At 50.9% G+C, this 21,201-nt stretch carries 13 protein-coding genes; 12 read left to right on the forward strand and 1 reads right to left on the reverse strand.

The features are described 5' to 3' along the window. The first annotated feature begins 22 nt into the window (after positions 1 to 22). The 3 genes from DRJ53_RS15730 (at position 23) to DRJ53_RS15740 (ending at position 5,495) form a co-directional block, all read left to right on the forward strand. Positions 23 to 2,332 (forward strand): GH92 family glycosyl hydrolase, encoded by a 2,310-nt coding sequence (locus tag DRJ53_RS15730; RefSeq protein ID WP_114236614.1) that lies wholly within the window; start codon positions 23 to 25, stop codon positions 2,330 to 2,332. Positions 2,333 to 2,793: 461 nt separating this feature from the next. Beyond that, positions 2,794 to 4,341, forward strand: a complete 1,548-nt coding sequence (locus DRJ53_RS15735; protein WP_114236677.1) for a sulfatase family protein — start codon at positions 2,794 to 2,796, stop codon at positions 4,339 to 4,341. 80 nt (positions 4,342 to 4,421) lie between these two features. After that, a complete protein-coding gene (locus DRJ53_RS15740) occupies positions 4,422 to 5,495 on the forward strand; it encodes a formylglycine-generating enzyme family protein (RefSeq protein ID WP_114236678.1) in 1,074 nt (357 codons plus the stop codon). Between the two features lie 202 nt (positions 5,496 to 5,697). On the opposite strand, the gene DRJ53_RS15745 is transcribed toward DRJ53_RS15740, so the two are convergent. Then, positions 5,698 to 6,405: a FadR/GntR family transcriptional regulator gene (locus tag DRJ53_RS15745; protein WP_114236615.1), complete on the reverse strand. Its 708-nt coding sequence runs from the start codon at positions 6,403 to 6,405 to the stop codon at positions 5,698 to 5,700. Between the two features lie 289 nt (positions 6,406 to 6,694). Between DRJ53_RS15745 and DRJ53_RS15750 the strand changes: the two genes are divergently transcribed. The 9 genes from DRJ53_RS15750 (at position 6,695) to DRJ53_RS15790 (ending at position 21,183) form a co-directional block, all read left to right on the forward strand. Continuing rightward, positions 6,695 to 9,988, forward strand: coding sequence for a SusC/RagA family TonB-linked outer membrane protein (locus DRJ53_RS15750; RefSeq protein ID WP_114236616.1), 3,294 nt, complete (start codon positions 6,695 to 6,697; stop codon positions 9,986 to 9,988). 19 nt (positions 9,989 to 10,007) lie between these two features. Further along, positions 10,008 to 11,540: a SusD family outer membrane lipoprotein NanU gene (nanU, locus tag DRJ53_RS15755; protein ID WP_114236617.1), complete on the forward strand. Its 1,533-nt coding sequence runs from the start codon at positions 10,008 to 10,010 to the stop codon at positions 11,538 to 11,540. A gap of 86 nt (positions 11,541 to 11,626) precedes the next feature. Next, entirely contained in the window at positions 11,627 to 12,568 is a 942-nt protein-coding gene (locus DRJ53_RS15760; protein WP_114236618.1) for a dihydrodipicolinate synthase family protein, read from the forward strand. 132 nt (positions 12,569 to 12,700) lie between these two features. Continuing rightward, entirely contained in the window at positions 12,701 to 13,846 is a 1,146-nt protein-coding gene (locus DRJ53_RS15765; RefSeq protein WP_123893620.1) for a hypothetical protein, read from the forward strand. A gap of 117 nt (positions 13,847 to 13,963) precedes the next feature. Next, the gene (locus DRJ53_RS15770) at positions 13,964 to 15,205 is read left to right on the forward strand and encodes an MFS transporter (protein WP_114236620.1); all 1,242 of its coding nucleotides are present in this window, start codon (positions 13,964 to 13,966) and stop codon (positions 15,203 to 15,205) included. Between the two features lie 23 nt (positions 15,206 to 15,228). Then, positions 15,229 to 16,797 carry a sialidase family protein gene (locus DRJ53_RS15775; protein WP_114236621.1) on the forward strand — a complete coding sequence of 523 codons (1,569 nt, stop codon included), beginning with the start codon at positions 15,229 to 15,231 and terminating at the stop codon, positions 16,795 to 16,797. 56 nt (positions 16,798 to 16,853) lie between these two features. Further along, on the forward strand, positions 16,854 to 18,899 hold the full coding sequence (locus tag DRJ53_RS15780; RefSeq protein WP_241558581.1) for a GDSL-type esterase/lipase family protein: 2,046 nt from the start codon (positions 16,854 to 16,856) through the stop codon (positions 18,897 to 18,899). A gap of 4 nt (positions 18,900 to 18,903) precedes the next feature. After that, positions 18,904 to 20,091 (forward strand): AGE family epimerase/isomerase, encoded by a 1,188-nt coding sequence (locus DRJ53_RS15785; protein WP_114236623.1) that lies wholly within the window; start codon positions 18,904 to 18,906, stop codon positions 20,089 to 20,091. Between the two features lie 177 nt (positions 20,092 to 20,268). Continuing rightward, positions 20,269 to 21,183, forward strand: a complete 915-nt coding sequence (locus DRJ53_RS15790; RefSeq protein ID WP_114236624.1) for a DMT family transporter — start codon at positions 20,269 to 20,271, stop codon at positions 21,181 to 21,183. Positions 21,184 to 21,201: the final 18 nt, after the last annotated feature.

The raw sequence follows: 21,201 nt of genomic DNA on the forward strand, positions 1-21,201 counted from the left end.
TCAGCACCGATCTTATTTTATCATGGCAATCAATTTTAAACAAGCAGTAGTACTCATTTCATCACTGGCTCTTTGTGTTGCAGCAAGCGGGCAGTTGGTACAAAAAGTAAGCGACCCCGTGGAATGGGTGAACCCCCTGATGGGCACGGATTCGAAATACAGTCTGTCTAACGGTAACACCTACCCCGCCATTGCCGTGCCCTGGGGCATGAACTTCTGGACGCCGCAAACCGGCGCTATGGGCGATGGCTGGCAATACCAGTATAGCGCCGATAAGATCAGGGGTTTTAAACAAACGCACCAGCCCTCGCCGTGGATGAACGACTATGGACAGTTTTCCATCATGCCCGTAACCGGGTCGTTGAAGTTTAAGCAGGCTGATCGTGCCAGTTGGTTTTCGCACAAAGCCGAAGTGGTAAAGCCTTATTACTACAGCGTGTACCTCGCCGATCATGATGTGACCACCGAGCTTACACCAACGGAAAGAGCGGCGCAGTTCCGCTTTACTTTTCCGCAGCGTGATAGTTCGTTTATTGTGATCGATGCATTTGATAAAGGCTCTTATGTAAAAGTATTGCCTGCCGAAAAAAAGATTGTTGGATATACCACCCGCAACAGTGGTGGCGTAGGGCCTGCGTTTAAAAATTACTTTGTTATTTACAGCGATAAGGCTTTTGCCAATGCAGGCACCTGGAAGGACAGTGTGCTGCAGCAAGGCGTTGCCGAGGCAACAGGCAACCATGCAGGTGCGGTCGTGCATTTTGCCACAAGGCGAGGCGAGCAGGTGGTGTTAAAAGTTGCTTCTTCTTTCATTAGTTTGGAGCAGGCCGAATTGAACCTGAAACGCGAACTGGCTGCGGACAATTTTGAAACAACAAAGGGTAAAGCAAAGGCCGAATGGAACAAACAATTGGGCAAACTGCTGGTTTCGGGCGGCACCGAGGAGCAGGTAAAAACATTTTATTCCTGCCTGTACCGTACGCTGCAGTTTCCGCAAAAGCACTATGAGTTTGATGCGGCTGGTAAGATGGTGCATTACAGTCCATACAATGGAAAAGTGGAAGCGGGCTACCTGTTTGCCGGCACCGGTTTTTGGGATACGTTCCGTGCACTTTATCCATTCCTGAACCTGGTGTATCCTTCCATCAATAAGGAAATGCAGGAAGGTTTGATCAATGCGTATAAAGAAGGCGGGTTTTTGCCCGAGTGGTCGAGCCCCGGTTTCCGCAACGTAATGATCGGCAACAACTCGGCATCGGTAGTGGCCGATGCATACATCAAAGGGCTGCGTGGTTACGACATCAACAAGCTGTATGAAGCCTTGGTGCATGGCGCCAACAACGAAGGACCGCTCACTGCTGTTGGTCGCAAAGGCGTAGAATATTACAATACGTTGGGTTATGTGCCGTACGATGTTAAGATCAATGAGAATGCGGCCCGTACATTGGAATATGCCTATGATGATTTTACCATTTACCAACTGGCAAAGGCACTGAACCGGCCCAAAGAGGAAATTGCATTATATGCAAAACGCAGCCAGAATTTCCGCAATCTTTTTGATCCCGAAACAAAATTGATGCGCGGAAAAAACAAAGATGGTTCTTTCCAGTCGCCGTTCAATCCATTCAAGTGGGGCGATGCATTTACCGAAGGCAATAGCTGGCATTACAGCTGGAGCGTGTTTCATGATATTGCATCGCTTAAACAATTAATGGGCGGCAACGATATGTTTGTACGCATGCTGGATTCGGTGTTTACCATGCCGCCGGTTTATGACGAAAGTTATTACGGTTCGGTGATCCATGAGATCCGCGAAATGCAGATCATGAACATGGGCCAGTATGCGCATGGCAACCAACCCATCCAGCACATGATTTACCTGTACAATTATGCGGGCCAGCCGTGGAAAGCACAGTACTGGATACGGCGGGTAATGGAGCAATTGTACAAACCCACGCCGGATGGTTATTGCGGTGATGAAGACAACGGCCAAACCTCGGCCTGGTACGTGTTTTCGGCCATGGGCTTTTATCCGGTTTGTCCCGGTGTGGACCAGTACGTGCTGGGCACGCCACTGTTTCAAAAGATAACAGTTAGTTTGGAAAACGGTAAAAAGTTGGAGTTAATTGCACCAGCAACCAGTGCCAAAAATATGTACATACAAAGCCTGCAGTGGAATGGTAAGGCACATGGCAAAAACTGGGTGGGCCATTCGGAATTGCTGAAAGGTGGAACGCTCAACTTTGCCATGGGCAGCACACCCAACAAAGCCCGCGGCACGAAAGAGTCAGATGCGCCGTATTCGTTTTCAAAAGATGAAAAGGCGTTTTGATGGGATTTTGTGATGTTTAGTTGCCTACTGGGAAAAAGCAACGCCAGCAACGGCGTTGCTTTTTTAATTAAATGCTTTAAAACCCATGCAGACGGAGTAAACTCTTATCTGTCGTAATTGTCATGCCGAACTTGTTTCGGCATCTACTTCGAGTTGAAGACATTTAATGATAAATGCAGTATTGCCGGTCTTTATTTCAAAACCATTCAATGCGCAGGAGATGCCGAAACAAGTTCGGCATGACAGAATCCGAGGTAATGCTATTCACCCCGATCATCGGAAAACGTATTTACTTTTCTTTTAAGCCCGACTACTTTAATTTCCTCCACAATCAATGCAATCGTTTGCTCAGGCAATGATGGGGTTTGTACGGCGTAAATAAAATACCTTTCCTTACACATGCCTGCACGTTGCATAGCGGTAATAAAAATACTGCGCCGTGCAGGCTATCCAACGAAAACATGAAAAGGTTTTTATTGTATTGCTGCGCCTTTGTTATTGCCCTGCAGGTGGCGGCACAACAGCGTCCCAACATACTCATTATTATTTCCGACGATCATGCCTACCAGGCCATTTCGGCATATGGTGGCAAACTGATGCAAACACCAGCCATCGACCGCATTGCAAGGGAAGGCGTGTTGTTTACCAAAGCCTATGTTACCAACTCCATTTGCGGCCCCAGCCGCGCTGTGATGCTGACCGGAAAATACAGCCATAAGAATGGATTTAAAGACAACGAAAATTCGCACTTCAACGGCGCACAAAATACGTTCATCAAAGAGCTGGGAAAGGCTGGGTATCAAACGGCATGGATCGGTAAATGGCACCTCGAAACAAAGCCACAGGGATTTGATTACTGGGAAGTGCTGCCGGGGCAGGGACATTATTACAACCCCGATTTTATACAAATGGACAGCAGCAAATTGCGCCGCGAAGGCTACGTGTCGAACGTGGTGCAGGATCGGGCCGAAGGCTGGCTCAACGGGCGGGATGCATCCAAACCTTTTTGCCTGGTAGTAGGCCATAAAGCCACGCACCGCATCTGGATACCCGACACCACGGATATGGGGATGTTTGATGCAAAATCATTTCCGCTGCCGCCCAATTTTTACGATCGCTACGGCGGCCGCGAAGCGGCACGGGTGCAGGATATGACCATCAGTAAAACGATGCGCATGGATTACGACCTGAAGATGTTTGAAGGCGAAGTAAAAGATGGCAATATCACCCGGATGAATAGGGCGCAGCGGGCCAAATTCGATGCATATTACGGTGGCATTCAAAAAGACCTGGAAGCCCGCAAACCTAAAGGCAATGCACTTACCGAATGGAAATACCAGCGCTACATGCGTGATTACCTGGCTACGGCCGCATCGATGGATCGCAACATTGGTCGCATGCTGAACTACCTGGATCAAAAAGACCTGGCAAAAAACACGCTGGTGATCTATGTTTCCGACCAGGGATTTTACATGGGCGAACATGGCTGGTTCGACAAGCGGTTTATGTATGAAGAATCGTTCAGGACACCAATGGTGGCCCGCTTTCCCGGCGTGATACAACCCGGCTCGGTGAACGATAATTTTGTGATGAACCTCGATATTGCACCCACGGTTCTGGATGTGGCTGGCATAAAGCCACCGGCAGATATGCAAGGCCGTTCGTTTTTACCGCAGTTGAAAGGAAGGGGCAAGGGTAGGCAGGCTATGTTCTATCATTATTACGAAAATGGTGAGCATTCCGTTTCACCGCATTTTGGCATCCGCACTGATCGCTATAAATTGATCCGGTTTTACAAAAGAGTGGAAGGCTGGGAACTGTATGACCTGCAAAAAGATCCCGGTGAAATGAACAACCTTTGGGGCAAGCGGGGATACGAAAAGTTAACGCAACAACTGCAAGGCGAGTTGCGCCAACTGGTGGACGAATATGAAGATGAAGATGCTCGCCGGATCATGAATGCGGCACCGAAAACTGTGGCAGTGAAGGGGCCCGCCGCAAAACCCTGATTGATTTTTTAGTATAATAAAACGCATTGATGCACCAAGGTGTACCGGAACAAGTGAGGTTATTATTTGGGCTGTTTGCAATGGCAGCTATGGCTTCTTGCGGGCAGCAGTCAAAAACTAAAACAGACGCTGTTGATACTGTTGCTTCATACGCCTGCGTAGCGGTGCCGCAGCGTTTCGGCAGCAGTGATTCTATACAGCGTGCCGGCGTGGTAACCAAAGACGGTATGGTGCTGGTGCCCGGCGGCTCTTTTATGATGGGCGGCGATAACGTGCAATCTGCCCCTGATGAATTGCCCAAACACAAAGTGGTGGTGGATTCGTTTTGGATGGATGCCACCGAGGTAACCAATGCGCAGTTCCGGCAGTTTGTGGAGGCTACCGGCTATATTACCACCGCCGAGAAAAAGCCCGATTGGGAAGAGCTGAAACAATCCTTGCCACCGGACACGCCCCGGCCACACGATAGCCTGCTGGTGGCGGCTTCGCTGGTATTTACACCCACACAAGGCCCGGTACCGTACGAAGATTATAGCCAGTGGTGGCGCTGGGTAAGTGGTGCCAACTGGCGCCAGCCCGAAGGGCCGGGCAGCAGCATTGAAGGCAAAGACCAACTGCCCGTGGTGCATGTAAGCTGGTTTGATGCCGTGGCGTATTGCAAATGGGCCGGTAAGCGGCTGCCCACCGAGGCCGAGTGGGAGTGGGCCGCAAGGGGCGGTGCCGAAGGCGCTGTATACCCGTGGGGCAACGAGCATGTAAATAAGGGCACACCAAAAACCAATAGCTGGGAAGGTCATTTTCCATACCTGAACAACCAAACCGATGGCTATGTAAAAATGGCGCCGGTGCGGTCGTTTGTGCCCAATGCATTTGGCTTGTACGATATGGCGGGCAATGTGTGGGAGTGGTGCGCCGACTGGTATCATGCCGGGTATTACCAGCAGCTTGGAAGCAGCACAGCCTACAATCCCAACGGGCCCGAAAGGAGCTTCGATCCGCAGGAAGCATACACACCCAAGCGGGTATTGCGGGGCGGCAGCTTTTTATGCAACGACGATTATTGCAGCGGTTACCGGGTGGCCCGCCGCATGAAAAGCAGTCCCGACACTGGCCTGGAACACACCGGTTTTCGTTGTGTGAAAGATGTGCGGTAAAGGGGAATTATATAAATAGTTGCAGTCTTATTATGTAGGTAAATGCGACACCAATTTTATAAGTAATTGCCTTCTATAAAAATCGGTTACGCATCACCGATAGACAGACACTTACCTTTTTCAAAAATTAATCTTTCATTTCGTTCACTTCCTTCGTGCCCCTTCGTTCCTTCGCGTCTTCGTGGTGCAAAACCAACATCCCTCAATCAAACAACCGTGCAAAATGATTTTCCAAATGATTGCGCATGGCATTGCGGAACATTTCCGGTGAGCCGTTTTCAATGATATCGACCAGCCCTTTGTGCGACACATATCTTTTAGGCTGCAATTGCTTTTTCAGCAGCCCGCTGTTGTGCACATAATCAAAGATGGGCAGCAGCATGCCCTGGAATTTTTTCAACGTGGCATTGCCCGTGATCTCGTACAGCTTACCGTGAAAAAGAATTTCGTGTTCAATGTTGAACAGGTGCTGCTCGGTGGCCGGCGGCTCCTGGCTTACAATTTCTTTGAGCTTCACCACATCTTCCGGTGTAATGCGCTGAAAAATAAAATCGGCCATGCCTATTTCCAGCACCAGCCGGATCTCGAACATTTCCCGCAGCGTATCCTGGTTCAGGATGTGCGGGTTCATGCTTTTGCTGAGGATGCCAAACACATCGGGTGAGGTAATGACCGCGCCTTTTTTCTTTTTCGATTCAATGAGGCCCATCACCCGCAGGCGCAACAGGGCTTCGCGGATCACGGTGCGGCTTACGCCCAGCAACGAGGCCAGTTCAATTTCCTTAGGAATGGCGTCGCCCACATGCAACTTGCGCTGCTGCAGCAGTTCCACCAGTTTGGCTTCCACCTTATCCACCAGCGAACTGGTGTCCAGTTCGCTTAAACTCTCTTTAAAAACAGCTTCGTTCATGCAGTTTATATGTATGACTTAAAAAAGCACTCAATAAAATTAACCCCAATCGAACGAAATAGATGTGACAAAGAAAAAAAGTTTTGCTCCAACCCCATCAATTGAAAAAATTTATGTAAAAACTAATTAATTGATTATTAAAACGATAAAGCAATTTTGATTACAGCAAACCTGTGCGGTTGATCTTTTTTAGCCACTAAAAGTTTGAAGCAGCTAAGAAAACCTTTGGCTATTTGACAAATCCATTTTATGTTTATTATGTCATACATAAAAACGAATTTGCCATTTTATGAAGAAAACACTTGCTATTCAACGCTTTTGGGTGTTACTGGCAGCCCTCTTGTTGCAGCTTGCAACATTTGCCCAAACCAAAACCATTTCCGGAAAGGTTACCGGCCCCGATGGTGAAGCGCTCCAGGGCGTTTCCGTTTCGGTGCAGGGCGGCCAAAGCGTACAAACAGGCCCCGACGGCAGTTTTACCCTACAGGCAGCGCCGGGTGCCCGCATCCAGTTCAGCTCGGTGGGTTTTGCCCTGCAGTCGGTAACCCTAGCCAATGAAAGTTCACTCAACATTTTACTGACCCGCGAAGAACGAAAAATGGACGAAGTGGTGGTAGTGGGCTACGGCACCCAAAGCCGCCGCAGCGTAACCACCTCCATTGCCAAGCTCGATAAGGAAGTGCTGGCCAGTGCGCCACGCGGCAATATTGGCGGCGCCCTGCAAGGCTCCGTTCCGGGCCTGCAAGTGGTAAACGGTACGGGCCAGCCCGGTGCTGCGCCCCAGATCCTGCTGCGTGGTGGCGCCTCCATCAACAACCCCGGCGCACCGCTGGTGGTGGTAGATGGCGTGATACGTTCGTTCAACGATATCCCGTCGGAAGACATTGCTTCGATCGAGTTGTTGAAAGATGCCGCATCAACTGCTATTTATGGTGCCCGTGCCAACAACGGTGTGATCCTGATCACCACCAAGCAGGGCCGCAGCGGTAAAGCCGAAATTTCGTACAAGTTTGTTGGCGGGTACAACCAACGCCGCGATATCTATAATTACTTCGACGCAAAGGATTTTATTTATTACAACCGCCTCGGCAACTTCAACTCCGGCCGCACTTTATCGCAGGTAAATTCATCCCGCGGTTATGGCATCCCTGCCAGCCGTGCCGATTCGGCTTCGTTTGATATCCGAAAGTTCGACGGCACCAATGCCCACCTGCTCAACATGGGTTGGGATACGGTTGGCGACCCATATGGCGGCACCATCATTTTTAAAGACCACGGTGGCGAAGTGGAAGACCTCGTGTTTCGCAATACCTACACGCAGGACCACTACGTGAACGTGACCGGCGGCAACGACAAGGGTAAATATTTTGCCTCATTTGATTATTACAGCGAAGACGGCATCATTGTCGGCTCCAAATACAAGCGTTACTCCGGCAACATCAACGGCTCGTATAAAGTGCGGCCCAACGTGGAAGTAAGCACCGGCGTCAACATGTCAACGGCTTCCAACTACGGCACCATTGGCGGCGAAATCAATACGCTGTACCGCAGCATGGCCATCTGGCCCACGTTTAACCCCTGGCTCGATTCGGCTAAGACGCAACCCAACCCGGGCAACGGTTCGGCTGATGGCAACCCGCTGTACTGGCTGAGCCGCCTGCAGCGCAAAAACGAAGTAAACCGCATCACGGCCAATGCCGCGGTTAAATGGGACATCCTGCCGGGCCTCTATGTTCGGGCTACCGGTAATGCCTACCTGTTTGAGCAGCTGGACCAGTCGTTTCAAAAAGCCACGCAGAACTACACCAACATTTTCACTACCCCGCAATCATACGCCAGCACCAGCCGCCAGTCGTATGCACTGTGGCAGCGCAGCTTTCAGCAGCAGTATAACGCGGTGATCAATTACACCAAAACATTTGCCGACAGGCACACCGTAGGCGCCATGCTGGGTGCGGAATATTTTGGCACCAAAGCGTTTGACATGCAGGTGCTGGGCACAAATGCGCCTACTGATGATATTCCAACGGTAAATGCCTCCACCACGTTTGTGGCGGGAAACAACTATACAAATGAATCGGAGTACCGCATCCTGTCTTCATTTGGCCGCCTTACTTACGATTACGACAACCGCTTTCTGCTTACCGGCGTGTTTCGCAGGGACGGCGTTTCCAGCCTTGCTTCGGGCAACCGCTGGGGCTTTTTCCCCGGCATGTCGGCCGGCTGGAACCTGCACAACGAAGCGTTTTACCAAAACCTCGGTCTTGATAAATACATCTCCACGTTTAAGCCCCGCGTTAGCTACGGCGAAAACGGAAACGTAGCCGGCCTGGGCCGCTACGAAGTGCAGGGCGGATATGGCGGACAGGGCCTGTACAACGGCGCTGCTACGTTCCTCAACACGTCGATGATCAACAGCAACCTGCGTTGGGAAAACAGCAAGACCGTTGACGTAGGCCTCGACCTTGCTTTCCTGCGCAATAAGATCACGGTGATCTTTGATTATTACAACCGCAAAACCAGCGACCTGCTCACCAACCTTTCCCTGCCCAGCTACACCGGCTTTGGATCGTTCCGCACCAACCTGGGTACGTTCCAGAATAAAGGCATCGAGGTATCGGTAAATGCAGCCGTGCTCAACCAGCCCAATGGCTTTAGCCTGAACCTGGGTGGCAACGCATCGTTTGTCAAAAATAAAATCCTGGAACTGCCTTTTAACGGCAACGATGCCAACCGCCAGGGTGGGCTGCAGGTGTACGATCCCAGGCAGGGCCGCGTGGTATGGGTAGGCGGTTTGCAGGAAGGCCGTTCCATGGGCGATATCTATGCGTTCCAGCAGGTGTCCATTTTTGCAAACCAGGAAGAAATTGTAAAAGAAGCCAACACCCGCCGCGACCTTATTGCACAAATTGGCGGACCCGGCGTGAATTATGGTTCGGGCAAAATAGCACCCGGCGATGTAAACTGGCTGGATGTAGACCGCAACGATACCATCGACAGCCGCGACCAGGTGTACATGGGCAATATTTATCCTAAATGGACCGGCGGTTTTTCGGCCAACCTGGGATACAAAGGCCTGTCGCTCTATACCCGTTTCGAGTTTGCCACCGGCCACACCATTTACAACGACCTGGTGGCCCGCACACTGGGCAACTACCAGGGCACGTTCAACTATTTTGATTTGCAAAAAGAAGCCTGGTCGCCCACCAACACCCGCACCGATGTGCCCAAGGTGTACTACGCCGACCAGGTGGCAGCGCCGCTGGGTAAAAAGAACTATACCCGTAGCAACAACGCCAACGGTGTGCTCAACAGCAACAACTCGCGGTTTTACGAAAAAGGCGATTACCTGGCGCTGCGTGAGTTGACGCTTTCCTACGAGTTTCCCCGCTCGGTGCTGGCCAAAACCGGCGTGCTGTCGCAGTCTCGTGTGTACGTTAGTGCCAACAACCTGTTTTACCTCACCAAGTTCAGCGGCCCGTCGCCCGAGCCCCCCGTTTCGGGTGGTGTAACCACTGGTGTGTATGCAGGTACTTATCCCACACCAAAAACCTATGTGCTGGGAGTACAGGTTTCTTTTTAATTAAAAATTGCCGATCTATATGAAACAAAATAAATCATTGTATATCGCTGCTTTGGGCCTGGTGCTGGTAGCATCGGCCTGCAGCAAAAGGCTGGACCTGGCGCCGGTGAGTTCCATTTCCGATGCCAACTTCTGGCAAACCTCCGACCAGGTAGATGCTTTTGTAACTGGTGTGCATGCGCGTTTGCGGTCGCATACTTCTGCCTTTCAAACACTGGGTGAAATGCGTGCCGATATATTTGGCACCGATCCCGGTTCCAGCTCTGTCTTTACCGGCGAGGCTACACAGGGTTTTGAACGCCTTTGGGGCAATACGCTGGATATGGACAACGCCGGCGTGGGTAACTTTGGCGGCTTTTACAGCAACATCAACCAGCTCAATTTGCTCATCTCAAAACTGGGCACCATCAACTCGGTTACCGATGCCAATCGTGCTTATTATTTGGGCATCGCCCACGGCATGCGGGCTTACTATTATTTCCACATGTACCGCACCTGGGGTAAGGTTATAATTCAAACCGAGCCTACCACTTCCATCGATATTGCTGCACTGGCCAAGCCTGCATCAACCGAAGCCGAAGTAATGGCGTTGATCAAGGATGATATTGAAAAATCGGCCGCTGCATTTGGCAACGATTATTCGTTCCGCAACCAGAAAGGTTTTTGGTCGAAATCGGCCACGCTGATGCTGAAAGCTGAAGTGTACCTGTGGAACAGCTACCGCGGTGGCGGCACCGGCGATGCAACAGTTGCTAAAACCGCTCTGACCGATATCCAAACCAACGTGCCCGGCCTCACGCTGCTGCCCAATTTTGTCAGCGTATTTGAAGCCAACAACAAAGGCAATACGGAGATCATTTTTGCCATCCGCAACCGGCTCGATGAATCAGGGCTGCCGTTTGCCGGTTCATTTGCACCGCAAACCGGCCTCATTGCCAACTTCCACGATTCGGCGGCGGCACGTAAGTTCAATGTAACGCAAGACAACTGGGGCGGCCTGTTGCGTGCCCCCATCACGGTGGCAACGTTCCGCAAGTTCAGCAACCAGGACACCCGCAAATGGGCAACGATACAGCCTGCTTACAACCTGGTGGGAGGCCAGTACCAAATTGCCGGTGCATTTGTAAAAAAATATGAGGGCCAGCAACAGGCAGGGATCAGGCAGTACACCAACGATTTTCCTATTTATCGTTATGCAGATCTGTTGTTGCTTTTAGCAGAAGCAAAAGTAGCGCTGGGCGAAAGCCCCGAAACCGAGATCAACAGGGTACGGCAGCGGGCATTTGGCGCCAACTACAATGCTGCGGTGCATGGTTTTCCTAATGGGGCAGTCGACGCTGATCCAAAAGAAGCCATTTTGCAGGAGCGTTTCTTTGAGTTTATTTTCGAAGGCAAACGCTGGTACGATCTGCGCCGCATGGGCGATGCGTATGTGTTCAAGTACACCACCATCACGCCTGCTGATGCCTACAAATTGCTCTGGCCCATCGACCGTTCGTCGCTTACCAACAACAGGGCGTTGCAGCAAAACCCTGGTTATCCTGTATTTTAGAAAAATTCGTTTCACATAGCAGACTATCTGTAGCCGGGAATAGTCTTGTTCCCGGCACTTTTTACAACATTATTAAAACACCAACCATGCAGTTGCAACATTTAAGCGGTTTAATTGCCGCACCATTTACACCCATGCATCCCGATGGAACGCTCAACCTGTCCATCATTCCAAAATACTATACGCTGCTCAAAGAAAATGGCGTAACCGGTGCATTTATCTGCGGATCTACCGGCGAAGGCGTTTCGCTTTCGGTAGCAGAAAAAAAAGCCGTTGCCGAAGCCTGGGCTGCTGCAGTGAGCCCAGATGCCGATTTTAAAGTAATGACCCTGGTGGGCGGTACCAGCGTTGCCGAAAGCTGCGAGCTGGCGCGGCATGCAGCCGATTGCGGACTGTATGGCGTGGCATATACCGCACCATTTTATTTCAAGCCCGCCAGCGTAGATGTCCTGGCCGAAACCTGCGCACAGGTAGCTGCGGCTGCGCCCCATCTTCCGTTCTACTATTATCACATTCCGGTGCTTACCGGCGTGGGCTATAGCATGAAAGGCCTGCTGCAGGCGGTGCATGGCCGCATTCCTAATTTTGCCGGCATCAAATACACCCACGAAGATTTCATGGATTTCCTATCGTGCATGCATTTTGAAGGGGGCCGCTACGACATGCTATGGGGCCGCGATGAAAATATGCTGGCAGCGCTGGCGCTGGGTGCGAAGGGTGCGGTAGGCAGCACTTACAACTATGCGGCACCGTTATACAGCCGCATGATCGAAGCTTATGAAGCGGGAGATATGGAAGCGGCGCGGCAATTTCAATTGCAATCCATACACATGATCGAGTTGCTGGGCAAATATGGCGGCATTGCTACTGGCAAGGCTTATATGCGTAAGCTGGGCCTCGATTGCGGCGCTTTCCGTTTGCCGGTGCGCAACATGAGTGATGCGCAGTTCGAGCTTTTTTCAAAAGAAGTGGACGGCTTGCTGTTTCAATCTTATTGCTCCAGTATGCCCGTCGAAGCAGCATTATAAATGCATTGTTCTGGTGCAATGATTTAAACAAATCAAACGCCCAAAACATCAAAAATCATCTATGCTTGCACGAATAACTTGAAGCGTTTTTGCAAACAAGGTGGGCTTGTATAGCAACAGCAAATTGCAATAATGAAGGGACATTTTTTAATATTATTCCTGACCATGTTGACTTACGCAACGGCGCAGCAAACAGAAGCGGCGCCCAAACAATGGCATATTGCCGGCACATTGCCGCAGGGCGCAAACGGTGCGCCGCACTTGGGCCTTGCCGGTGCGGTAGCAGGTGTGCACAATGGCGTGCTGCTGGTGGGCGGCGGTGCCAATTTTCCCGATGCTACGCCTTGGATGGGTGGTGCCAAAAAGTACCACGATGATTTGTTTGTGTACGAGCAAAATAGCAACGGTGCATTGCAATTAATTGCTACAGAAAAATTGCCCCATTCGCTGGCTTATAGCGCCAATTGTACCACGCCCAAAGGCGTAGTAGCAGTTGGTGGCGAAACGGGGTCGGCACTGAGCCGAGATGTGCTCTTGTTGCGTTGGGATGCCGCGGCAAAAAAAGCATCCGTTGACCGGTTGCCCCTGCTGCCAATGGCTTTGACCAACGCCGCAATAGCTAGCGATGGAAGAAATGTGTACCTCGCCGGCGGCGAAACGGCCACTAAAGCATTGGATCTTTTTTTGTGCCTCGACCTGCAGGATACTGCTTCCGGTTGGCAAACGTTGCCCGCTTTGCCTCAACCTGTTTCGCATGGGGTGTTGGCCGTAGTGCCGCATCAAAATAGCCAGCAGGTTTTTCTATTGGGTGGCCGCAAAAAAAATACTTCCGGCATCAGCAGCCTCTATGCTTCCGCATTTGCTTTCGATGTAGCTAAAAACGTCTGGCAACAAAAAAAGGAATTGCCTTTTGCACTTTCTGCGGGAACGGGTATTACCACTTCAAGTCAATCTATTTGGCTAATAGGTGGCGATAAAGGCGAAACGTTTCACCGTGCCGAAACGCTGATTGCTGCTATTGCACAGGAGCAGGATGCAGTAAAAAGGGAAGCATTGAACCAACAAAAAATTGCCGTGCAGGCAGGCCATCCGGGTTTTAGCAACCGCATGCTGCACTACGATATTGCAAAAGATGCTTGGAGCGAAAAAGACACCATACCTTTTGCCGTACCGGTTACTACCACTGCCGTGCGCTGGAACAAGCAGGTACTGATTGTAAGCGGCGAAATTAAGGCCGGTGTTCGTACGCCGAATATTTTGGCAGCGAAACTGGAATAATGCGATTTACGATGTGCGATTTGGGATTGACGATTGAAATGAAATAAAATGATTCTCGATTGACGATTCACGACTCACCATTGACCATTCACCCGCTCAAACAACTAACACAAACCGATGCAACATAAAAAATATTATCCCTGGGTTGTAGTGGCGCTGCTGTGGGTGGTGGCCCTGCTCAATTACATGGACCGGCAGATGCTTTCCACTATGAAGCCATCCATGCAGGTGGATATTTCGGAGCTGGAATCGGCAACCAATTTTGGTAGGCTGATGGCGGTGTTTCTGTGGATCTATGGTTTTACCAGCCCGGTTGCCGGTATGGTTGCCGACCGCTTCAACCGCAAGTGGCTGATTGTAATAAGCCTTTTTGTTTGGTCGGCGGTAACCTACGCTATGGGTTTTGCCAACACCTTCAACGAGTTGTATGTGCTGCGGGCCATCATGGGGGTAAGCGAAGCGTTGTATATTCCTGCGGGCCTGTCCCTCATTGCCGATTTTCATTCGGCAAAAACAAGGTCGCTGGCCGTAGGCATCCATATGACCGGCCTGTACATGGGCCAGGCACTGGGTGGCTTTGGCGCCACTATTGCCGATGAATATTCGTGGACCACCGCCTTTCAAACTTTTGGATTAGTGGGAATCGTTTATGCATTGGTGTTAGTGTTTCTGCTTCGAGAACAAAAGACCGCAACAGTTGCTACCGACAGCATCACGACGCCATCGGGCAACGGCTTGTTCAAAGGGCTCGGTATCTTGTTTGCCAACATTTCGTTTTGGATCCTGCTGTTTTATTTTGCCATACCCAGCCTGCCAGGTTGGGGCGTTAAAAACTGGCTGCCCACGCTGTTTGCACAAAACCTCGATATTGATATGGCTACCGCCGGGCCGCTGTCTACCATCACCATTGCCGCGTCGTCGTTTTTGGGTGTCATCTTTGGCGGCATCCTTTCCGATAGGTGGGTGCAGCGCAACCTGCGGGGACGCATTTATACCAGCGCCATTGGTTTGAGCCTTACCATTCCCGCTCTTTTGCTGGTGGGCTTTGGCAGCACCATGCTGCATGTGGTGGGTGCCGCGTTTTGTTTTGGTTTTGGCTACGGTATGTTCGATGCCAACAACATGCCCATACTCTGCCAGTTTGTAGCGGCCCGGTACCGCGCCACGGCTTATGGTTTAATGAATATGACTGGCGTATTTGCCGGTGCATTCATCACCGACCTGCTGGGCAAATCTACCGATGCAGGCAACCTGGGAAAAGACTTTGCAATGCTCGCCGGCGTTGTGCTGGTAGCACTCATCATACAATTGTACGGGCTGCGCCCAAAAGCAGCCGATTTTAAAGAAATGCCGGTGTAGCGCCGGGTAAAAATGAACCCTCCATGCAACAGACATTTGTAAAACAGGTATTGCTTTGTGTGCTTATTGCATTGTGCTTTGTAGGATGCAGTCCAAAGATGGCACCGATAGCTGCTAATGACATCACAGCTTCGGTGTATTCGCCAAAGGCGCCGCTAATTATTGGTTTGGCCCACAACCCAACACTGCGCATCAGGGTGCATGTGCCTGCAGGTAGTGCCCCCATGCGCCTTAGTGGACTAAAGTTGTCGCTCAATAGCAGCGCAGTGGCAGCCATTGAACAGTTGCAGGTGTACCATACAGGCACAGAGGCAGGTTTTAATAACAAAACACCGTTGGCTACACATACACCAATCCAGGAGCAGGCAACTATCCCGTTGTCGGTGGATGTGCAACCGGGCCTGAACTACCTGTGGGTGAGTGCCACCTTAAAACCTAAAGCCAATATGGACGGCACCGTGCTGTTGCAAGCCACGGCAGTTACTGATAACAACGGCAATAATTATAGCTTGGCAAACGCATCGGATGTGACACCAAAGCGCATAGCCATTGCTGCTAGAAAAGCATGGGATGACAGCGTGCACACTTATCGCATTCCCGGAATCATTACCACCGATAAAGGAACCTTAATTGCGGTGTACGATATTCGCTACAAGCACTCCGGCGATTTGCCCGCCAATGTGGATGTAGGTATGAGCCGCAGCACTGATGGTGGTCGCACCTGGGAGCCGATGAAGATCATCATGGACATGGGTGCACCACATGAAAGCAATGGCGTGGGTGATCCTTCGATTTTGTTTGACCCGGTAACAAAAAAAATCTGGGTAAGTGCCTTGTGGAGTAAGGGCAACCGCTCCATTGCTGGCTCGCAGCCTGGCTTGTCGCCCGATGAAACCGGCCAGTTTGTGCTGGTAAGCAGCAGCGACGATGGTCTGTCGTGGACGGCGCCGCACAGCATTACACCGCAGGTAAAGAATCCGGCGTGGAAATTATTTTTTCCCGGGCCCGGCAATGGCATTGCCATGCAAAACGGACGCCTTGTTTTTCCGGCGCAGTACTGGGATGGTGCACACATGCCGCACTCCACATTGGTGTACAGCGATGACCATGGCGCTACCTGGAAAAGCGGTATAGGTGCTAAAAGCAACACCACCGAAGCACAATTGGTAGAAACGGCCCCCGGCACCATCATGATCAATATGCGCGACAACCGCGGCCGCTACCGCAGCGTAGCCACCACTGCTGATATGGGTAAAACCTGGACGGAGCACCGCACTTCTTACAGCGCATTGATCGACCCAGTATGCATGGCCAGTTTTATCAGGGCCAAAGTGCGGGTGGGCGGAAAGCTGCAGGATGTGCTGTTCTTCAGCAATGTGGCATCGCAAACGGCGCGGGAAGACATGAGCATCAAAGCAAGCCTGGATATGGGCGAAACTTGGCCTGCACGTAATAAACTACTCGTGGATGAGCGCCGGTCATTTGGCTATTCGGCCCTTACCCCGATTGATGAAAATACCATGGGACTGCTGTACGAAGGCGAACGGGACCTGTATTTTATTCGCGTACCGGTTAGCGAAATCATTAAATAGGCATGACGTTGATTCGGCAGCTTCTTTACGTTTTCGGTTGTGCATGGATGTTATTAATGTCCTTGGCCGGCACGGCGCAGCCAAAGACGCTCAAGGTTGCCTGTATCGGCAACTCGGTGACGGCTGGTTTGGGACATAAAGACCCGGCGGCAACGGCCTACCCGGTGCAGTTGCAGCAACTGTTGGGTAAAGGGTACGAGGTGCAGAATTTTGGGCACAGCGGCGCCACGTTGCTGCGCAAGGGGCACAACCCGTACCACAAAACCAAAGCCTTTGCCGATGCATTGGCTTTGGCTCCGGACATTGCCATCATTCATTTAGGGTTGAATGATACCGACCCGCGAAACTGGCCTAACTACGGCGGCGAGTTTGCTGCCGATTACACCGCCTTGATCGATACCTTACGCAAAGCAAATGGCTCCATGCGCATCGTTATTTGCCGGCTCACGCCAATTTTCCCCGATCACAAAAGGTTCTTGTCGGGCACCCGCGATTGGTTTTGGCAAATACAAAATAGCATCCCACAAATAGCCGCAGCCAATGGTGTGGAACTAATAGATTTTCATACGTCATTGCATGCACGTCCCGATCTTTTCCCCGATGCATTGCACCCTAATGAACAGGGTGCGGCTATCCTGGCAAAAACAGTGTATAGCCATGTAAGCGGCAACTGGGGCGGGTTGCAATTGTCGCCGGTTTTTGCATCACATATGGTGCTTCAAAGGGAGCAACCCATTGTTTTTTGGGGAAAAGCCAATCGCGGCGAATCCATCAAAGTAGGTTTTAACGGGAAAACGCTAATTGCAAAAGCGGATGGGCAAGGCAATTGGAAATCAACTTTTCCATCCATGAAAGCAGGTGGCCCGTATAAAGCAGTGATTGCATCCGGCGTAACATCCATTGTGCTGGAAGATGTATTGGTTGGCGATGTGTGGTTATGTTCGGGACAGTCGAACATGGATTTCCCATTACAGGCCGCCATTAACAAAGCCGATGAAATGCAGCGTGCACAGCGCAGTAGCACCATCCGCTTGTTGAACCGCGAGCCGATTGCTGAAACCGATAACCGGGCATGGGATAGCACTACTTTAGAAAAGGTAAACGGCCTGCAATATTTTACCAGCACCTGGCAGCAATGCGATTCGGTTGCGGCTAAGAAGTTTTCGGCGGTGGCTTATTATTTTGCACAGGCCTTGCGCCAACAGGTAGATGTGCCAATTGGGCTGATACAAGTGGCGGTAGGTGGCTCCACAACTGAGTCGTGGATCGACCGGTATTCGCTGGAACATCACCCGCTTTTAGTTAATAGCTTAACCAACTGGCGCAGTTCCGATTTTTTTCAACCCTGGGTGCGGCAGCGTGCCGATACCAACCTGAAGGGTAGCACCAATCCCAAACAACGCCACCCTTACGACCCTGCTTATAACTACGAAGCAGGCATTGCCGACCTGGTGCATTTTCCCATAAAGGGCGCCATTTGGTACCAGGGCGAAAGCAATGCACACAACATTGAATTGCACGAACAATTGTTGCCACAACTGGTGCGCAGCTGGCGCAATAAATGGGGGTATACGTTTCCGTTTTATTATGTGCAGTTGTCGTCGCTCAACCGGCCTTCGTGGCCGGCGTTCCGGGCCAGTCAACTGCAGTTGTTGCAAACCATTCCCCACTCGGGCATGGCCGTTACTTCCGATGTGGGCGATTCGCTGGATGTGCACCCGCGAAGGAAGCAAGAGGTTGGCGAACGCCTGGCCCGGCTTGCGTTGCATTTTACCTATGGTAAAAGGGGAGTGGTGCCTTACGGTCCCATGCCGTTAAAAGCAGTGCATACAGCAAAAGGTATTGAAGTGCATTTCAACTATGCAGGAAAACAATTGTCCACAAGTGAAGGGAAAATCTTGCGTGGCTTTACATTGATCAATACAAAGGGCATTACTATAAAACCCATTGCTACTATTCAGGAAAATCGAATTTTATTACAGGCGCCGGTTGGTGAACAAATGAAGACCGTGCAATACGGGTGGCAACCATTTACCGATGCCAATTTAATCAACGCTTCAGGCTTGCCAGCATCCACTTTTCAAATGGACGTACAACAATAAAAGTATGAGTTATACAACGGCAGATTTGTCGCGGCTATACGCGTTTTATAATAAACAGTTACTGCAGGATACGGTACCCTTTTGGTTTCCCCGTTCATTCGATGTGGAGCATGGTGGCTTTTTGCTGATGCGTGATGCCGATGGTTCCTTGATTGACGATGATAAAGCGGTGTGGATACAGGGCCGCGCCACCTGGTTGCTGGCTACACTGTACAATACGGTGGAGCAAAAAAGGGAGTGGCTGGAAGGCGCGAAACTCGGTTACGATTTTTTGAATAGGCATTGTTTTGATAGCGATGGGCAAATGTATTTTCATGTAACCCGCGATGGGCAACCGATCCGCAAACGCAGGTATTTCTTTTCCGAAACCTTTGCGGTGATTGCATTTGCGGCGTATGCAAAAGCAAGTGGCAGCAGCGAAGCTGCCGATAAAGCAAGAAAAATTTTTGGTGATTGTATTGCTTACGCTACCGGTGAAAAGGCGTTGCAGCCGAAGTATACGACCACCCGTCCTTCCAAAGGCATTGGCGTGCCGATGATCATGATCAACACGGCGCAGCAACTGCGGGCTACCATTGGCGATGATCGTTGCGATGGCTGGATTGCCAAATGGATTGCCGAAATAGAGCAGGATTTTGTGAAGGACGATATTCAATGCGTGATGGAGCAGGTGGCACCTGATGGCAGCATCATTGATCATATCGACGGCCGTACGCTCAACCCCGGTCATGCCATTGAAGGGGCGTGGTTTATTTTGGAAGAAGCACGCCATCGAGGCAACGATCCGCACCTGGTGGCACTCGGCTGCCGCATGCTCGATTATATGTGGGAACGCGGTTGGGATAAAGAGCACGGCGGCATTCTTTATTTCCGCGATGTGTATGGTAAGCCGGTGCAGGAGTACTGGCAGGATATGAAGTTTTGGTGGCCGCAAAACGAAACCATCATTGCCACGCTGCTGGCCTACCTGGTGACCGGCAACGAAAAGTATGCCCGCTGGCACCAGCAGGTTCACGATTATGCCTATGCGCATTTTTGGGATAAGGAGCGTGGTGAGTGGTACGGCTACCTGCACCGCGATGGCACGGTAGCGCAAACAGCGAAGGGCAACTTGTTCAAAGGACCTTTTCACCTGCCAAGGCAGGAGTGGTATTGCAGGCAGGTATTGGCGCAGCATTTAGAGATGAAATAAGCACCAACTTAAAACACGGAGACACAGAGGGCAGGGAGTGGCACAGGTAAATTGTATGTTATTTATGCTTGTGTGTGCTTTTGCTCGTTTGTTGAAATGTTTAGCGCAATCCAAGTGCACCGATATTCATACTTTATTTGCAGTAAGCAGGTTTATAGATTTTAAAATAGCGCACCAATGACCCGGCAATTGCAAACTGGAACTGTACCGTTGGAGAAAGATGGTAGGAAAAAATACTTGTGGGTTGCTGCAGGCATCCTGTTCGCAGTGTTGTGGGCGTCGGCCTCAACGGCCACTAAAATTGGGCTGGCCGTGGCGCAGCCATTGGTGATTGCCGTGGTGCGGTTTGGCGTGGCAGCCCTATGTATGTTGGTGTTGGGGCACCTGGTTTTGCGCCAGCGGCTGCCGGCCGGAAAGGAATGGAAACAATTGGCCATTTACGGCGTGCTCAACGTAACCATTTACCTCGGTTGTTATGTAATGGCCATGCAAACCGTTACTGCAGGCATTGGTGCACTGGCGGTGGCCACCAACCCGCTGTTCATTTCATTCATGTCCGTGTTTTTTTTCAAGCAAAAATTATCGACGTTGTTTGCAGTGGCTATGTGTATGTGCATGGCGGGTGTGCTATGCGCAGCATGGCCGTTGTTTGGCGAAGCAACTGTTACTGCAACTGGCCTGGCCATACTGTTTGTGGGCATGCTGGCTTATTCTGCGGCGGCACTTTATTTTTCAAAACAACACTGGAACGGCTTGCACCTGCTGGCCATCAATGGTTGGCAAACTGCAATCGGTGGCGCTTTGCTGCTGCCGTTTGCTATGGTTTTTTATAACGAAAACAGAAACCGGTTTGACGCTACTTTTTGGGGTTCGGTGTTGTGGCTGGCGCTGCCTGTTTCCATCGTGGCAGTGCAGTTGTGGCTGTGGCTGCTGCGTACCAGTGCTACCCGTGCAGGCATGTGGCTATTTCTTTGTCCACCCTTTGGTTTTGCCATTGCCCGCTGGCTGGTGCACGACCGGTTGAGCGGCTATACTGCTGTTGGCGTGTTGCTGGTAATTCTGGGCCTGGCAGTGGCGCAACGAGGCGATTGATACAGCCATTTGCGTTTT

This window comes from Paracnuella aquatica (assembly GCF_003332885.2).
Taxonomy (GTDB): domain Bacteria; phylum Bacteroidota; class Bacteroidia; order Chitinophagales; family Chitinophagaceae; genus Flavisolibacter; species Flavisolibacter aquaticus.